The sequence below is a fragment of the Streptomyces sp. NBC_01261 genome, assembly GCF_036226385.1.
GTDB lineage: Bacteria > Actinomycetota > Actinomycetes > Streptomycetales > Streptomycetaceae > Streptomyces.
On record NZ_CP108463.1, the window covers coordinates 370,466 to 386,842 of the forward strand.

The following is a 16,377-nucleotide window of genomic DNA, read 5'->3' on the forward strand; positions in this document are numbered from 1 at the left end:
GTGGCTCAGCTCGGCAGGTTTCCCCCGCACCGCAAAGCACACTGGCCACTCCCAAGTCGGCAAGGTGCCGCTGCCCACCCCCGAAGAGCGCGCCGGACTGCGTCGACCGCGCGTATGCCTCTTACCGGACCGAGAACGGCCGCCCGCGACGGGGGACCGACCGGTCGAAGGCCCGTCGGGCACCGGGATCGTATGTCCCGACGGTCGCCGTGCCCCCCGAAACCGTGCCCGCCCGGAACACCGTCACGGCCACGACTTCTGTCGGAGCCGGTCCCGATCCGGTCACTCCGACGCGCCGTCGCCGACTCCGTGCCGAGTGCTCCGCCACCGGTCGCTCGCCGATCCGATCAATCGGGAATCCCGTTCACACGTATCCCTCGAAGAAATCGGATATCCAACCGCCACTCCTACAAGAACAGTTGACGACCAACAGTCATGGTCACTCAATAGATGACCAATAGCCGAATACTCGCCTGGACCCTCTCCTTCCGTCTCTAAGCTGCCCGTCCCTTGCCTGGATGCCCGGAGGTCCTGAATGCTGCACCGGTGGCCTGACGACGAGCAGAATCTCGTCCTGCCCAGTGGATTCGACGAAATCGTGCGTGTGGTCGACCTCTATGCGGCCGACCGGCAGAGCGGGATACCGCGGCTACGGCGGTCGGCGAACCGTCGGCTCCCCGCGCTGCTGTTCTCACGCTCGCCCGAGGAGCCGAACACCCCGTCCTCGGGCGACGCACCGCCCGTGGGCACCTCCGACCCGAGCGCCCTCGTCCGGGCCTACCGGAAGCGGCTGGTACGCCCGGGGCCCCGGGAGGCGGGCCATCTGACGAGCCTTGTTCCGCACGCCCTGGTCGACGAGGCGCGGCTGGCCTGCGAGCCCGTGCCGGACGACGGTTCGGCGGCGGAGGACCCGCATCTCGTCCTGCTGGACAAGGTGGCGCGCCAACTGCACGCCACGATGCCGGACGGCGCGGGAGCATTACGCCTGGGCGAGTTCGATGTCTGTCTGTCGGTGCTGCGCTGCCAGCTCCCGACCGAGCCGGCGGACGAGCGCACGGCCGTACGGAACCTGCTGTACGGCAAGCACGCCTGGGCCTTCGGCCTGGGCGCGGAGGTCACCCGCCTCGGTGAGGATCTCGGTCCCAAGAAGGCCGCCGCCCTGCTCCGGGCGGCGGCCGTGCCGGTGGCACTGCTGTGGCGCCGCTGGTACGGCCTACGGCTGGACCGGGGCCCCCGGCGCCGCTGGGTGGCCGGCATGCTCGGCGAGACCGGGCGCAGCTTCCTCGGTGCGGCGGTGGCCCTGCGCGAGGCGCACCTGCGCGCGCGAGCCGTGGCCACGGGCGAGGCACGGCATCCGGCAGCGGGAGCCGCCGCGGCCCGCGACGCGGCGGCGGTCCGGCAGATCCTGCTGACCGCACTGGTCCGCGACCTGGCGAAGGCATCCCGGCCCCCGTTCTGGAGCCGGCGCAGGCCACGGCGCCCGTGGTCGTTCGTCGTACTGCTGCCGGACGTGGGTGCCGAGGGAACACCCAGCCGGAAGTTCCTCGACACCTTCGCCGCCGTCGCCGAGGACAACCCGGCCTGCCCGCTGCTGGTGCTGGGCGCCGCGACCGCGGACATCCCCCCGTACGTCGTCCCGCACGCCCAGCAGCAGGGTGTCCCGGACCCGGCCCGCGAGATCGCCGCGCTGTACGCGTCCGGAGCCGCCGGACGGCCGGAGCAGACCGTTCACGCGTTCGCGCTGTCCAGCACTCCCGACGGCGGCAGCGCCGCCGACCGGCTGGCCGTGCGCCCCACCGTCCGGGTGGCGGGCGGCCGGCACCAGGGCTGGCCCCGCCCCCTCGCCGCCGTCACCGCCCTGTTGCTGGCAGCGGGCGTCGGCTGGTACACCCTGCTGCCCACGGCGCCCCCTGCTTCCGGCGACGACGGCAAGGCCGCCGCCCCGGTGGCGTCCTGCCAACGTGTCAGGACCGGCGAGATCGTCGGCCTGACCGACGGCAACGACGGCTGCGACCTCGCGCACGGCCTGTACGCCTCCCAGCTACGGGCCCTGGAACACACCGTCGGCGAGCAGAACGCGCAGGTCGACCTGTCCAAGCCGTACCGCACTCTCGTCTTCTTCGCGCCGCTGAGCGTGGGATCGCAGTCCCGCCGCACCGTGCCGACGGGCCTGCAGATCCTGCGCGGGGCGCTGCTCGCGCAGAAGGAGGTCAACTCCCTCAACCTCAAGCACCAGGTACAGGTGCGCCTGCTGGTGGCGAACGCCGGCGAGTACTTCCACTACGGCTCGCTCCACGGCCTCAACACCAAGAACCTCAGCCGCACCGATGTGTCACGCATGATCGCTGACCGCGTCGCGCGGGACCACATCGCCGCCGTCTTCGGTCTCACCCAGAGCCGTCCCGAATCCCTCCAGGCCGCCATCGAACTGGGCACCCGGGGCATCCCCGTCCTCGGCACGGGTGTCACCGGCCAGCCCATGGTCGAGGACTCCCCCGTGTCGTACTTCCAGCTCTCGCCACCCGACGAACGTATGGCCCAGATCCTGGCGTCGTTCGCGAGCCGGTCCCCCCGGTTGCACGCCCTGACGAAACCCGCACCCGGCCGCCCGGCTCCGACCGCGATCATCGTCTTCGACCCCGACGACACCTATTTCAGCGCCGACCTCAAGGAGAAGTTCAGTTCCGACTACGCCGCGGACGGCTCCGTGCGCCTGGTCCCCTACCGGGAGTCCGACGGCGGCAGCCAGACACCCGCCGTCGCCGCCAACGTCTGCACGCTCGTCCGCCAGACCAACGGCTTCGTCCTCTACACCGGCCGGTCCAGCGTCATGCACGACCTCTTCTACTACCTCCAGGCCGACAAGAACTGCCGTACACGCGGAGGCCGGGTGGCGGTACTGGCCGAGAGCCCGGCCCCGGACCTCGTCCTCCACCCGGAGCTGATGCCGCAGAACTACGACTCGCTCACGCTGTTCTACAGCCAGTTTAGCCTGCCCGACCCGGGCGGCCCCTTCACGCGAGGCTTCCGCAAGGGGTTCGGCGTCGCCACCGACAGCGACGCGGCGGCGGGCTATGACGCCTTGAAGATCCTCTTCGGGATCATGACCGAGATCTCCGGAACCGACCCGGATTTCAGGCCCGGTTCAGTCGTCACCTTCCTCCAGTCGCCCGGCGTCAAGGACTACGTCGGCGAGTCCGGCATCATGACGCTGGGCAACGGCGACAAGTACCCGCGCGACAAGGAGGTCCACATCCGGGAGATCACCTCGGCGGGCGCCACGGTCACCGATCTGACGTGCGGCGCGGTGTCCGCGAGTGCGGATGCGGTGACCCGGTGGGGCCCGTCCGGCCGTTTCCCCTGCCCGCCGGAGTCGGAACCGGGTCTCGGTTCCTCCTCGTGACGGGTGGGGCACTGCGGAGGTGATGGTCTACGAGCGCGGCGCGATGTCGATCGCACGCACGAGGGGCGTGACCGAGATACGCACCGAAGGGGCCACGGGATGATCTTGAAGCCCTGATCCACTCCGCTGTATGTGCGGCGACATGCAGCGAGGTCGCGTTCGGCGACGTGCCGGGCGACCGAGTCGACGCCGGGGCGGGCGCACCGCTCCAGGGAGCGGACGGAGGCGTAGCGGGAGCGGGTCGGCAGCCTCGGGGGCGAGGTGCCGTCGGGGCTTGACCCGGGATCATGTACACGGGCTATGCGGCTGGGGTCAGGGTAGTTGATGTTGAGTCGAGTGCTGTCTCGTAGGCGATGGGGCTGCGTTGCCCGAGGCGGCGGGAGTACCGGCGTCGGGTGTTGTAGCGGTTGAGCCAGCAGAACGCGTCGAGGCGGGCTTCGCGTTCGCTGGACCAGTGCCTGCGGCCCTGGAGCGTCTCGCGTTTGAACGTCGCGTTGCAGGACTCGGCGAGTGTGTTGTCCGCGCTGGAGCCGCTCGCGCTCATGGACCGGCGGACGCCGACCTGGCGGCAGGCGTCGGCGAAGGTCCGGCTGGTGTACTGGGCCCCGTTGTCGCTGTGCAGGATCGCCCCGGCGAGGCTGCCGCGGGTCCGTTCGGCGGGGGCCAGGGCGTCGGTGACCAGGTCGGTGCGCATGTGGTGCGCGATCGCCCAGCCGGCCAGGCGTCGTGAGGCGAGGTCGATGACGGTGGCCGAATACAAGAACTTCCCGCCCTCCAGCGGGAGATAGGTGATGTCGCCGACGTACTTCGTGTTCGGCTCGCTTGCGGTGAAGTCGCGGCCGATCAGGTCGCCGACCTACTGGCCGCCACGCCGAGCCCTCGACCCGAGCACCCGAGCCGTCCCCGGCAGGCGCGGCGCTCCAGTGACCGGGCCGCTCACTCCACTGGTCTGTCGACCGCCGCTGTCGAGGCGGTGGCGGTCGCGTGAACGCCGACGTCGAACTCCTCACCGTCCCCGAGGTCATGGCCCGCCTCAAGATAAGCCGCTCCACCGTCTACGACCTCATCCGCACCCGCCAACTCGCCTCCATCACCCTCGGCCGCGCCCGCCGCATCCCCGCCCACGCCCTGACCGCCCTCGTCCACCACCAACTCGCAGAGGCAGCCTGATGACCAGCTCCGAAACCAACCCCGCCCCCAGCACCAGTTCTCGCAGGGTCCGCGCCAACGGCGACGGCACCGTCTACTAGCGCAAGGACGGCCGCTGGGAAGCCGCCGGCTACGTCCTAGCCCCCGGCGACACCCGCAAGCGAGTCCGCGTCTACGGCACTACCCGCAAGGACGCCCTAGCCAAGCTCACCGAGAAGATCGCCACCAGCAACCGCGGCGTCCCCATCCCCTCTGCACAGGGCAGCCTCGCAGCGTTCCTCACCTACTGACTGGAGAACGTCGCCGTCCACCAACTCCGAGAGAACACCCACACCCGCTACACCGCCTGCGTCAACCGGTACCTCATCCCCGGCCTGGGCAAGAAGAAGCTCGCCAAGCTCGCCGCCAAGGACATCCGCACCTGGCTGAACGAAGTCCGCACCGTCTGCCAGTGCTGCGCGCGCGGCATCGACGCCGGCCGCAAGCCGGACGCGCAGGCCGACCGCCGCCCCCGCTGCTGCGCCATCGGGAAGTGCTGCCGCAAGCGGCTCTCCCCGCTGACGCTCGCCTACATCCAGTCCGTGCTGAAGTCAGCCCTGGAGCACGCGGTGCGCGAGGAAGAGATCCCGCGCAACGTCGCCCGCAATGTCCGCACCGGCACACCCCGGCCCCGCCGCTTCGAACCCCTCACCGCCGACGAAGCCCGCACCTTCCTCGCCGCCGCGCAGGGGCACCGCCTGCACGCTCTTCTCGAACTCGCCCTCCGCACCGGGCTCCGCAAGGGCGAACTCCTCGCCTGCGCTGGGAAGACCTCGACCTGTCCAGCGGAACCGCGAGCATCCGCCGCACCCTCCAGCGCACCAGCACCGGCGGCCTGACCAACCTTCCCACCAAGACCCTCAACTCCGAACGCCGCATCGCCCTGCCCACTCCCTGCCTGCGCTCACTGCACGACCACCGCGACCAGCAGGCCCAGGAGCGGGAGAAGGCCTGCGGAAGCTGGAAGGAGAGCGGTCACGTCTTCACCCGGCCCTACGGCCACCCGATCGAACCCGCCACCCTCACCCGACACTTCAAGGCACTCCTCCGCCGAGCAGGACTCCGTCAGATCCGATTCCACGACCTCCGCCACTCGACCGCGACCCTCCTCCTGGAACAGGGCGTCGAACTCGTCGTCATCAAGGAAATCCTCGGCCACGCCCACATCGGCGTCACCGCCACCGTCTACGCCCACGTCCGGTTCCGCCTCCAGCGCGACGCCATCGACCTCCTCGGGCGCGCCCTTCGCAACCCCGCCGAGGCCACCACCCGGCCCGGCGACGGCGACGACCCGACACTTTGTGCAGTCTCCGTCCGCTGACGTTGCTGTCAGCTACTGCCGTCAGACGCCGCAGAGGCCCCGCGGGAAGTAACTCCAGCGGGGCCTCTGCTAGCCATTCATGAAACTGGCCAGGGTCTATAGTTCCCAGGCCCCTACCAGCTGCGGCCTGGATCCATCGGCGAGCTTCGCGAAGAATTCGTCGGCACAGTCCGAATATGCGAATACCGAAGAGTCCATTCCGGCAAAGAACTTGCCAGAAGGTGACATGTAGACAGTGAAGTGAAACCCATTAATTCCCAATGGGCACAGCGAATCACCGGCCACCCCCGAGCACAGGGTCGCAATTCTCGCATCGCGCTCGGTGCATACACGCATCGGATCGAATTCGGTCCAGCAGAATATGTCTTTGCCGTCCATTTTGATGCTTGGCAGATGCTCGATCCGCAGGCGCCAGAACGCCTCTAGGAACCCATACGCCGCAGTTGGCACATCGAAGCCAGCATGTCTCATCTCATCGATAAGGCCAGAGATGTCAACCGCGCGCTCCGGGCTCCAGCCTGCCGCTTCAGCCAGGCTGCGACCTCGACCACGGATAGCGAAGTCCATACTCACCCTCTCGATAGGTCGGTAGCGCCCCGCCGCACAAGCGCGGTCTGACAGGATAGGCATGCCGCCTCTGGTGCGCCAGTAGAGCTTCTGACCGTCAGAAATTCGATGTCACTGAGGTTTTCTCAACGGTGATCATTTCCAGATTCCGTTGAGGACGAGGGCCGCTCGGGCGATGTCGCCGATTCGACTGGGGCTGAGCGTCACGTACTGCAGGGTGCGCCAACGCTGCTTGAGCTCGGCTGCAGTGCGTTCTCCAAGGGCCCGGACGTGCCGCAGCAGGGCGTTGAACATGCGGGTATCGACGTGAAGTGCCTGTTCAGACTTGCCTCTTGGGCGTCGGACCGGGATGCGGATGCCGATGCCCGCGCCGATGTAGCCCTTGTCCGCCAGCGTCGGCAAGCCCTCGGTCGCCGCCTTGTAGAGGGCCGGCAGGGCATGCATACGGGCGGCGGTGATGTCCGGTGTGGAGCCGGGTTCGACGTCGGAAACCCACAGCGGGGTGCCGTCCGGGGCGGACAGGAACTGGATGTTGCCGCCGAACGCCTTGTGCTTCTGGCTGAACCACAGGTCGTTGCCGTTCTCGCGAACGCCGGCGAGCCGGTCCGACTCGATCAGTGTGCCGTCCAGGATCACGTGCGCCATGCCCTCGCGCTGGCAGCGGGTCAGGACCTCGTGCAGGTCGGGGGCCTGGTCGGCGAGGACGGTGATGCCCTCGTGCAGGTAGCGGTAGCCGGTGGCCTGGGAGACACCCGCGTCGCGGGCCAGGCAGTGCACGCACCCGCGCTCGCGGAACCAGCGCAGCACCAGCACCGCCTGCCGGAACGGGCCCAGCGCCCGCGACCTGCGCGGCGTGCCGATCCGGTGGCGGTGGGCGGCGAGCAGGCGGGCGAGGTACTCGACGATGTGGCGCGGGACGTCGAGCGTGGCAGCATAGGTGACCAACGTGAGGCCTCTGGTTGAGCGGAAATGATCTTGTAGTGAGACCTGTCCTACCAGGGGCATCACGTCTACTCGCCGCCGGGTGATGCCCAGACGACCCGTCAGAACCATCCGGGATCAAGCCGCTTCACACAGATCAATTCGTTGAGAAACCTCACTGGGCGGTTTGAGCTGATCCCGGCAGGGAGAGCGGTCCTGCACTGATCGCACCCTGGTGCGAAACGTTGAGCTGTCGGAACACCCGCGTTGCGGCTCCCACCCACTGCGGGACCGGCACGCCTGCTGCAGTCGCCTGCCGGGCGGTCTCCTCAGCCACAGCAGTGCTGAGGTCTCGGTACCAGATCAACTTGTCAGACAGCGATGCGGCAAGGTCGGGCTGATCCACCACCTTCCGGGCCAGAACCCGGTCAACCCTGACCAGGAATTCGAGAAACACGCCCAGGTGCTGGTGCTCATTGAGCAACCCGAATGTCTCCCCGGCATAGTAATCGGCGTCTCCGGGATACCAGAACCCACCAGCAAGGGCCGCCGCAGTGACGGTGCCGTCCTCCAATTTGCGCCTGGTCTTCGAGACCGAGACCCGATGTTCCATGAAGGAAGCCGACAGGAACTCTTCCACGAGGGCCTGGGTCAGCGCCATGCGCTGAGTCTGACGAGTCGTCCATAATGAGACGATAAATCCCGCTATCCCACCGAGTAGCGCTCCCAGGAGCGTCGAAAGAAACGCCGCCACGTCAGCCTCCTTACTGAAGCGAGAAGGGGGCGAGCGAGCCTACAGCCGGTGCGTGTGGAGTGACGTGGACTCCCTCGCTGTCGCACTGTACGGGAGGACCGACGATCGGTTGAAGGTCTCGCCGCAACTGGCCCCCTGGCGGCCCGCGGCGGGCTTGGAGCGACAGCGTCGGCGCAGAACGGCTACTGCCACCGGCCACACCGGCTCAGGTTGCGGAGGCCTCCGCACGCAGGAACTCCAGGGCGGTCTCGGTGTTCCGCGACAGCTTGAACACGCTGTCCAGCACCAACCGCTCCTCGGCCCACGAAGCGAACACCTTCCGCCGCTGCTCGACCTCGTCCCACGTCGGTTCCCGGGAGCCCTCGATCCCCCGGGACCGGCCCTCCACCCGCACCAGGAACACCCTGATCAGAGACCTGCGCGCACTCGGCGAGCGCACCGCCGCCGAACTGAAGGAACGCTGGCGCGCCCTCAAGCACGTCACCCTCAGCCCCAGCCGCATCGGCGACATCGCCCGAGCCGCACTCGTACTCAACAGCCAATGGAAAAGATCACCGCTGAGAAAACCTCACTGAGTTGCAGCGGGCGCCCGAACGTTTCCTCGAAGTCTGCCGCATGATTGGCAAACAGGGCATTGCATGCGCGCATCTCCGCACAGTTTGCCGCGTCTCCCCCGAACATCTGCCCGCCGTCGGCGGCGGCCTCCTCAATCTCAGGTTCAAGGAAGGCAGGGCGAGAGGAGGCTCCGGAGTTGCCAATTTCCGTGATGTTCGTACCCCTGATGTTCGCAACAGCAGTCATTGTTGCGTCCTGAGGCACGTTCTTCGCGGCTGCACGGGCAGCGGCTCCCATATCTGGCCCACAGGAGTTGTGCACCAAGATCGGGACGCCACCCGCCACAACATAGTACGCGGTGCTGATCATCGACAGCGGTGAGGACTGACAGGTGGCGGCGCACATCGCGGCGGCCGGGGAGGTCCTGGACGCGCTCGCCAAGACCTCCGCCGCCCACACCCGCGCCGAACTGCGCCAGGCCGCCGCCCTATTCGAGCGGGCCACCCGCTCCCACGTAAAAGCCGAACACGGGCACGACCGTGCCCTACGCCAGGCCGCCCGCGACCTCATCTACAACGGGCCGGCACTCGGCCGCGGGGAAGACGGCGCCACCACCGCGATGGCGATCGACATGCTGTTCTTCCTCGTCACCGCAGCCGCCCACTGGCACGCCAGGAAGGAACACGCCCAGCAAGCCGCCGCAGCCCACCAGGCCGCAGAGCACCTGCGCAACGCTTACCGGGCCGCCGCCAGCGTCCCGTTGAGCGTGCTGTACCAGCGAGGTCTGCACCTGTCCCAGCCGCTGCGTCAGAGGCAGGCCACCCATCTACAGGTGGCCGTGCCCGAGTTGGCCGAGCAGATCCCGGCCGAGCCAGGCTGGCACGCCCTGGCAGCCACCCTCGCCGACACCGAGAGTGCCGGCCACGACCCGGCCACGCTGCTGGAGGAAGCTGCCGGACGACGGGAGTTGGGCACCGCCGGCTCGATCAGCGACGTACTGGTGTGGCGGCTACGCCGCATGGCCGACCTGCCCGCCGACGCCACCACGATGCCCAATCACTCCACCAGTGCGGCCAAGCGAAGCGGGCGCGCGGCATCACCCGCCCCAAGTCAAGACAACCGGCCCCGCCAGACACGGTGATTCAGCACATACGCCGGTGCCCTCTGCCAAGAGGCAGAGGGCACCGGAAAGTCGAGCAGTCAGGAGGCGGCCTGGACCTTGGTAACCGCCCTCTCCAGGTTGGCGTCCACAAGTCCCGACGGGCCGGAGACGATCACCAACACGTTGCCTGTACGGATCGCCGTCTGCTTGACGACGGCACGTTGCCCGCCGAGGGAGTAGGCGAGCGGTTAGCTCCACTGCTCGTCACCCAGATCAGGCGCGGCCGTCTTCTGCGTACTCATGTCGATGACGGTGCTGTCAGACACCATCTGGTACGTGGGGCAGGAGGCCATCACATCGAAGGTCTGCCAACCCCGGGGAAGCGATGACACACTCATCATGACAGGTCAGAGGGTGTTTGCGTAGGACTAACGGCACAGGCCACCAGGCTTGTTCGGCCCTCTCCGAGACACCCAGAATCTCCGCTATGAATCACTCGGGGAAAGTCGATCAGGACGACATCTTGCGGGCACGGAACATACTGCTCGCGTCGGGACGCCGCACTCCACGCGAGGAAGTCGACGCCTACCGGGTACTCGCCCAGGTCGGCCCCGCCGCCTACCTGCCCCGCCTGGCCAAAGCCCTGCAACGCCTGAGCTACGACACCAGCTCCGGCAAACGGCATCCAGCCTGTCTCGCGCTGCGCGAGGAGGCGGTGGCCGCGGCACGGGCCATCGATCCGGCCGAACCTGCCCGTGCGGATCTTCTGTACGAGGCACTCGACACCTGCCAGAGAGAGCTGTACACCCTGGGCCGGCGCGCCGAAGGGCTCGCCATGCGCGCCGAGATGCTCGCCATAGGCCGTGCTCAGGCCGAACTATCCGGAAACCCTGCGATCAAGGGGCTGAGTGACTGGGCTGCCGGTCTCTCCGAGGAAGGCCGCTATGCCGAGGCTGCCGATGCCCTGACCGAGTGGGTCGCGGCGATCCTGCCCAACGGGCCCGGTGAGGGGGCGCTCGCCTGGTCACTCCTGGAGTGGATCGCCGCGCTCCATGACGCCGGTCGGTCCGGCGAAGCACTCGCCGCGTTCGAGACACTCGTCAGCATGCAAGCGGTCGAGGCCGCGAACGACCGCGGCCCGACGGCCTGCCATCTCTACTCGCTGATCGGGTACGCACAGATGCTCGACGCCTGCGGCCGAGGCGAGCAGGCGACCCCCGTACGGCAGGAGGCACTCGCCTTGCTGACGGAGTTGGACGCCTCCGGTGAGCGCAAGTCCTGGAGTGGCTATCAGGCGTCCTATTGGGCGGTGCTGCTTTCCTTCTCCGGCGCCGACAGCGAGCGGCCGACGTCCGGTGGACCACGTCCGCCTTCGGGGGCGACGCCCATGCGGTGGTCCCCCGATGCCAAGCAGCGCTACTTCGACAGCCGTATCGCTCTGCGTGAGGAGGTCGACACCCTTGCTCCACGAGCCACCGAAGATCCGGACCAGCACCTGGCCGAACTGGTCCGGCTGCACCGGGTCCTCACCGTCCGCTCCGCCGTCTACTGGGAGGACCGCACTCATCTGTTCGCGGAGCGAGTGCGCCCCCTGTTCGATGACGGAGTGGGCCTGGCCCGCCAGCTGACCCAGCACAACCTGGCAGACGGAACCCCAACACTGGCCAAGATCCTGATAGATCGATCGACGTTCCACACCGCCGCCCGCGAGTACGGGCCCGCCCTCGATGACTTCCGCCGAGCCCTGAGCTACCTGGGGGAGGCCAACTAACGTGAGCCATCCGACGTCCGCATCAGGACTCATGCACACGAGCAGCTCGCGCCAGGCCGAGGAAGACTGGCCATCATTCCGCAACATCCAATAGCCGGGGTTACCAATACGACGCCCTTCGACAGCGTCGTGGCGCTGCCGCTGCACAGCTCCTCGGACATATCTCGGAGCCGCCACCACCGGAGTAGGCGAAGGACGCCCTCGCCTTGCGGAAGAAGTCGAGGCCGGCACCGGTCGCCGCGTCGGCGCCGAGCCTCTCCAGCGCCGGGCAGCCGATCACGGCTACGGCGTCCTGCGTTGCGCGGCGCGGCGGCGTGCGGGGGTAGCCCTCGCCCAAGTCACCCTTGTTCAGGAGCCGCTTGGTCAGAGCGGCCAAGGACAACAGCACTGATAACGAGGCATTCCCGGACAGCGCGGTCGCAGAGGACGCCACGTGGTTGGAAGGAACACCGCTGGTCGAGCAGCCCCCAACGGGAAAGACAGCGAGGGCGCTCAGGAAGAGGACGGGTGTGACGTGAAAGCGCATGTGAACCCCTAAGTGGCCTACGGAAAGGACGGGTTGACCAGGCCGGTCCTCCGGGCACCGGCAGCGGCAAGAGGCAAAGGGGTTGCGGAATTTCAGTGGCCGAGGTAACGCAGACCCTCTTCGAGCGTGGGGTGGAACCGGTCGACCGGACCGGAGTTGCGGTTGTACCAAGCCGCGTCCAGACCCAACTCCTTCGTCTCGTGGCCAGCCCGGCAGCGCAACCACACCGAGTCGCCACAAAGGCACAAGACGATCCAATCCCGGTACGAGCCACACCCCGGGCACGTACGGACCTCACCGCCGACGACGAGGGGCTGCTTCCAGCGCATCATCAACCCGGTCACTTCATGCCGCGAGGGAACCCGCAGATCCGGTGGCAGGAAGTCACCCACCACCGATTCCTCCGCAGCCCGAGCGGGTGCCGTCGGATCGGGGCGATACGGCGACTGTGCGGCCTGCAACTGCAACAACAGCGCGTGGCCCGCGCGTTGAGCTTCACGGAATGCCCGGTCCTCGCGAGCACGTCGAAAAAACAAGATCCTCTTTCTTCCTGTTGACTGAGGGGCGCAGAGGCCGTGTCCCACACGTACGACCGGCACCTCGCGGAAATGGGCGACGAGCAGCACCACCGCAGACGCCCAGCACTTGACGCGTCAGCAGCGACGGATGGTCAGCCGACCCTCGGCACTCTTGGGCAACACCCGGCGTGGCACCGGGGCCGGCGAGGCAAGCGAGGAAGCGAAAGCAGCGACCAGGTCATGCGGGACGCTGGCACTGAAGCTGGCGCACCACAGGTACGGGACCCCAACAACGGGCTCTGCCCACGCCTGCCAACCGAACAGATCAGGGCATGGGTCGGCGTCCTGGATGAACGGGGGCACTGGTTCCAGGGAGACACTGGAGGAGAGTCCGGGATCGATAGCAGTCGTACGAGGGCGATCCACGTCGCGGACCCAGCCTTGGGCGCCGAGCGCGTCGATCACCACCTCGGCCCCGTCGAAGGCGACGTCCGGCGCCTCACGAGCGTCGATTGCCAAGAGGAGATCGGCGAGCGCCTCGTACGGGACGCCCGTGGTGAAGTACGCGTTCCACTCCGCCATCGCGGAGTCGGCATGCCGGCGGGCACTCAACTGCCAAGCAATAGACAGCCCGCCCAGCTTGAACGGATAGGCAGCGAGGAGCCACTCCGCACCGCGGAGCCCGTCCGGACTCACGTACAGCAGGGTGTCGCGGGCAGTAGGCCACATGTGCCAGCCAAGGTCGGCCAGGGTGTCACCGATCCGCTCGGCGAGCACGCCGTCGTCACCGGCCAAGTGGCGCGGGCTGACCCAGTAGACCGGATCTGGCGAGTCGGGAGGGGACAGTTCGCCGGGATGGTGCGGGAGCAGGGGCGCCTCCATGGCCATGGGCTCGGAACGGCTCTCCGAGCAAGGTGTTGTACGTTGACATGCTCTGCCGCAGGACTCCAGTCCCTTCGGGATCTTCCGTGTCTGCCTCCGGCGAACTGGTGAATCAGGGCCGCCAGCTATCGGATCCGGCCATCCCTGAGCGCCCCAGCCAACTCACTGCTCGTCGCCCCGGCTTCGGCTACGTAAGGTCAACTTCCAGGCACATCTGGGAAGTTTCGGCAAGTTCCTAGTTCCACGGCACAGCCGCGGGCAAGCTCTGGCACAGAGAGCGAAGTCGGAGAACATCGAGCGCCTCAGGCAGATGGACATCCCCGACCACGAGTAGGTAGCGGAGATCCGCCAGTGCGTCGTGCAGTTCTTCCTGGAGGTGAAGAAGGTTGACGAGGACCCCGACGTTTGAGGAGCTGTTCCGCGACTGCCAGCGGACGGCCGTCCATCTGGAGATGCGCGACGCCTACATGAAGTCGGACCCGGCCTTCATCGACTGGAAGGCCGGCATCACGCTCGACCCGGCCGAGCGCTGGAGCGACTGGCACGCCATCGTCACGGAGGCGACCTCGCGAAGCGTCGAGATCCGCCGGGCCCGCGTCGTCTCGACTCCCGTCAGTGAGTACATCCGCTTCGAGTACGACGTGACGGACGGACTCAACATCGCCGCTGGCGAAGACGTCCGCTGGCTCTCCCGGCGAAACGCCACGGGCCTCGCGCTCCCAGGCAACGACTTCTGGCTCTTCGACTCCAACCTCGTCCTCGTCAACCCCTTCGACGGCGAAGGCGAGAACATGGAGGTGGAACTCACCGACGACCCAGCGGTCGCGAAGCTGTGCGAGTCTGCCTTTGAGGCCGTGTGGGCGCGGGCAACACCCCACGCAGAGTTCCAGTTGGCCTGACGCACCAACGACGCCTGCAGCGCCGCCGATCAGGTCCGTGCCGACAGCTTGGGGGCCAGGAGGTCCAGCGCCTCCTCCCATTGGAAGCGGTCGGCGCCACCGCCCGCTTTGGGCTTGTGCGGTTCGTACGAACCGACCAGCACTCCCATCCCCCGCAGCCGTGCCAGGCTCTGCTCGTACGCGGGGTGGGCGGCCTGTGCCGCATTCAGGTACGGCAGAACGGCGGTGGGGATGCCCATGCCGTACGCCTCGCACAGGATGCCCAGCGCGAGGGTGTCGGAGATGCCCGCTGCCCATTTGTTGACCGTGTTGAACGTGGCCGGCGCAACGGCGATCGCATCCGCGGGTGGCAGAGGCCGGGCCTCGCCGGGCGTGCGCCAGGCGGAGCGGATCGGGTAGCCGGTCTGGGTCTCGATCGCCTCGGTGTCGAGGAAGCCCAGGCCCTGCGGGGTGGCGACGACACCGACGTCCCAATGCCGCTCCTGCGCTGCGGTGATCAGTTTGCCGACGTCGCCGGCGATACCGCACGCGCAGACGACGACGTACAGGAAGGGCTTCTTGTCCGGGGCGTTCGGCTCGGTCACGCGGGGACTCCCAGTTGGCGGCTGAAGTGGTGCAGTTCGGGCAGCGTACGACGGCGGTCGCGGGCGGCCATGTCGGCGACCAGGTCGCGCACGGCGGGGCGGCGGACGTCCTGGGCGGCGCAGGTCTCGGCGATCCGCAGTGCCTGGTAGCCGTCGGAGAGGCGGCCCTGCTGGCTGTAGGCGCGGGCCGTTTCCACCCACAGGGCCGCCCGGCGTTCGGGGACGGGGATGTGCCGGCGCATGAGGGGCCGGGCCGCTTGCAGGGCGAGGCCCGCGTCGCCGAAAGCCACCAGGGAGCTGAGCTCGTGGAGGGCGACGTTGGTGGGGCTGAAGTTGGCCCAGGCGTCGGGACGATCGAGGGAAACGTACCGGGCCACTTCTTTGGCCTCGGCGAGAAACTCCTCGGTTGCCGCGCGGTCGCCTCCGCCGCTGGCCGCGGTCACCCCGCGCAGCAACAGCAGCCCGACTGCGGCAAGGTATTTCGGGGAGCGACGGTCGTAGGAGCCGACGAGTTGGTCGGCCGTGTGCCGGACGAGGGTGACGGCCTGGGCAGTGTGCTTCTCGCGGGCCAGGACGTGGGCCTGCACGCGGACGCTGGAGGCGAGGACCACCGGGTCGCCGGAGCGTTCGGCCTCGGCCATCGCGCGGCCGACCGCCAGCCAGGCGTTGCCCTGGTCATGTTGTTTGAGCAACAGGCTGGTCGAAGTCTGGTACGCGGTGGCCAGAAGCGCGGACAACGTGTCGCTGTCCGCCGCGCCACTGGAGGCGAGCCGCAGGTTGGCGATCAGCCCGGGCAGGGTCCGTTCGAGTTCCGTGTAGTCGCAGATGTAGAAGAGCCTGCGGGCCGCGCTGACCTGCTCACGGAGGACTGCCGTGGCCAAGGGAGCGCCGGTGCTCGCCGGGTACAGGCCCGGCAGGAGCGCTTGTACGAGGTCGTCGTGGGCGGCGGCCGAAGTGGCCGGGGTCGCGAGTGCGGCGATGCTCGCGGCAAGAAAAGTGCGGCGGTGCATGTCTTCGGTTTCGGTGTCGGCGGTAGAGGGATCAGGGGCCGCAGCAAGACCCAACTGCTGGGGCGGAATCTTGAGTTCCTGAGCAACAGCGCGCAGGACGCGAATGTCCTCCGTGCCTCGTCCGCTCTCCAGGCGGCTCACCTTGGACTGGTGGTAGCCCAGCACGGCAGCGACGTCCTTCTGCGAGCGCCGCTGTAACACCCGTGCCTGACGGATCACTTCGCCGATCCGTCTCACTTCGCCATGTCCTTCGGGCATCTGCCACGGCCCCTTCCGCCGTCGCCGATCCTGCCTGCCCAACCGAGCGTAGATCAGGCGCACTTCATCGTCATGCAGCTCCTGCATAACCGATGCAGCGCCGGCACCTGGGCTAACC

Annotated in this window: 13 protein-coding genes and 3 pseudogenes; 6 read left to right on the top strand and 10 right to left on the bottom strand. The window is 68.0% G+C overall.

Going from position 1 to position 16,377, the window contains the following annotated elements; all coding sequences use genetic code 11:
- Window positions 1-535: 535 nt before the first annotated feature.
- On the top strand, window positions 536-3,403 hold the full coding sequence (locus OG226_RS01575; protein ID WP_329347458.1) for an ABC transporter substrate-binding protein: 2,868 nt from the start codon (window positions 536-538) through the stop codon (window positions 3,401-3,403).
- 298 nt (window positions 3,404-3,701) lie between these two features.
- Here OG226_RS01575 and OG226_RS01580 read toward each other — a convergent pair.
- Window positions 3,702-4,259 (bottom strand): annotated as a pseudogene (locus tag OG226_RS01580) (IS3 family transposase); the annotation flags it as partial.
- A 128-nt stretch (window positions 4,260-4,387) separates the two neighbouring features.
- On the opposite strand from OG226_RS01580, the gene OG226_RS01585 reads away from it, so the two are divergent.
- Together OG226_RS01585 and OG226_RS01590 are read left to right on the top strand one after the other, a co-directional pair.
- A complete protein-coding gene (locus OG226_RS01585; RefSeq protein WP_329347460.1) occupies window positions 4,388-4,573 on the top strand; it encodes a helix-turn-helix domain-containing protein in 186 nt (61 codons plus the stop codon).
- Window positions 4,573-5,912 (top strand): annotated as a pseudogene (locus OG226_RS01590) (tyrosine-type recombinase/integrase). The gene OG226_RS01585 and the pseudogene OG226_RS01590 overlap by 1 nt, the downstream one beginning before the upstream one ends.
- Window positions 5,913-6,008: 96 nt before the next feature.
- On the opposite strand, the gene OG226_RS01595 reads toward OG226_RS01590, so the two are convergent.
- The 5 genes from OG226_RS01595 to OG226_RS01620 all read right to left on the bottom strand — a co-directional run bounded on the left by OG226_RS01595 (window position 6,009) and on the right by OG226_RS01620 (window position 9,078).
- Entirely contained in the window at window positions 6,009-6,479 is a 471-nt protein-coding gene (locus OG226_RS01595) for an SUKH-3 domain-containing protein (RefSeq protein ID WP_329347461.1), read from the bottom strand.
- Window positions 6,480-6,614: 135 nt separating this feature from the next.
- Window positions 6,615-7,424, bottom strand: a complete 810-nt coding sequence (locus OG226_RS01600) for a transposase family protein (protein ID WP_329347463.1) — start codon at window positions 7,422-7,424, stop codon at window positions 6,615-6,617.
- A gap of 151 nt (window positions 7,425-7,575) precedes the next feature.
- Window positions 7,576-8,061: a hypothetical protein gene (locus tag OG226_RS01605; protein WP_329347465.1), complete on the bottom strand. Its 486-nt coding sequence runs from the start codon at window positions 8,059-8,061 to the stop codon at window positions 7,576-7,578.
- Window positions 8,062-8,359: 298 nt separating this feature from the next.
- Entirely contained in the window at window positions 8,360-8,629 is a 270-nt protein-coding gene (locus OG226_RS01610; RefSeq protein WP_329353746.1) for a hypothetical protein, read from the bottom strand.
- Window positions 8,630-8,685: 56 nt separating this feature from the next.
- On the bottom strand, window positions 8,686-9,078 hold the full coding sequence (locus tag OG226_RS01620) for a hypothetical protein (protein ID WP_329353747.1): 393 nt from the start codon (window positions 9,076-9,078) through the stop codon (window positions 8,686-8,688).
- Between OG226_RS01620 and OG226_RS01625 the strand changes: the two are divergent.
- Window positions 9,065-9,850 (top strand): annotated as a pseudogene (locus OG226_RS01625) (mobilization protein); the annotation flags it as partial. The gene OG226_RS01620 and the pseudogene OG226_RS01625 sit on opposite strands and share 14 nt — an antisense overlap.
- A 484-nt stretch (window positions 9,851-10,334) precedes the next feature.
- Complete coding sequence (locus OG226_RS01630; RefSeq protein WP_443066848.1) at window positions 10,335-11,582, top strand: hypothetical protein; 1,248 nt, start codon at window positions 10,335-10,337, stop codon at window positions 11,580-11,582.
- 618 nt (window positions 11,583-12,200) lie between these two features.
- Here the strand turns inward: OG226_RS01630 and OG226_RS01635 are convergent.
- Together OG226_RS01635 and OG226_RS01640 are read right to left on the bottom strand one after the other, a co-directional pair.
- Entirely contained in the window at window positions 12,201-12,737 is a 537-nt protein-coding gene (locus OG226_RS01635; RefSeq protein ID WP_329347468.1) for a hypothetical protein, read from the bottom strand.
- Between the two features lie 24 nt (window positions 12,738-12,761).
- Complete coding sequence (locus OG226_RS01640; RefSeq protein ID WP_329347470.1) at window positions 12,762-13,508, bottom strand: DUF317 domain-containing protein; 747 nt, start codon at window positions 13,506-13,508, stop codon at window positions 12,762-12,764.
- 386 nt (window positions 13,509-13,894) lie between these two features.
- Between OG226_RS01640 and OG226_RS01645 the strand changes: the two genes are divergently transcribed.
- The gene (locus tag OG226_RS01645) at window positions 13,895-14,407 is read left to right on the top strand and encodes a DUF6879 family protein (RefSeq protein WP_329347471.1); all 513 of its coding nucleotides are present in this window, start codon (window positions 13,895-13,897) and stop codon (window positions 14,405-14,407) included.
- Between the two features lie 29 nt (window positions 14,408-14,436).
- Here OG226_RS01645 and OG226_RS01650 read toward each other — a convergent pair whose 3' ends face one another.
- Together OG226_RS01650 and OG226_RS01655 are read right to left on the bottom strand one after the other, a co-directional pair.
- Window positions 14,437-14,991: a flavoprotein gene (locus OG226_RS01650; protein ID WP_329347472.1), complete on the bottom strand. Its 555-nt coding sequence runs from the start codon at window positions 14,989-14,991 to the stop codon at window positions 14,437-14,439.
- Window positions 14,988-16,259 carry a helix-turn-helix domain-containing protein gene (locus OG226_RS01655; protein ID WP_329347473.1) on the bottom strand — a complete coding sequence of 424 codons (1,272 nt, stop codon included), beginning with the start codon at window positions 16,257-16,259 and terminating at the stop codon, window positions 14,988-14,990. The genes OG226_RS01650 and OG226_RS01655 overlap by 4 nt, the downstream gene beginning before the upstream one ends.
- Between the last annotated feature and the right edge of the window lie 118 nt (window positions 16,260-16,377).

Excerpts from the sequence above, each read along its gene's own strand:
- OG226_RS01640 (WP_329347470.1), bottom strand. The coding sequence starts at position 13,508 with ATGGAGGCGCCCCTGCTCCCGCACCATCCCGGCGAACTGTCCCCTCCC.
- OG226_RS01605 (WP_329347465.1), bottom strand. The coding sequence starts at position 8,061 with ATGGCGCTGACCCAGGCCCTCGTGGAAGAGTTCCTGTCGGCTTCCTTC.
- OG226_RS01595 (WP_329347461.1), bottom strand. The coding sequence starts at position 6,479 with ATGGACTTCGCTATCCGTGGTCGAGGTCGCAGCCTGGCTGAAGCGGCA.
- OG226_RS01655 (WP_329347473.1), bottom strand. The coding sequence starts at position 16,259 with ATGCCCGAAGGACATGGCGAAGTGAGACGGATCGGCGAAGTGATCCGT.
- OG226_RS01620 (WP_329353747.1), bottom strand. The coding sequence starts at position 9,078 with ATGATCAGCACCGCGTACTATGTTGTGGCGGGTGGCGTCCCGATCTTG.
- OG226_RS01575 (WP_329347458.1), top strand. The coding sequence starts at position 536 with ATGCTGCACCGGTGGCCTGACGACGAGCAGAATCTCGTCCTGCCCAGT.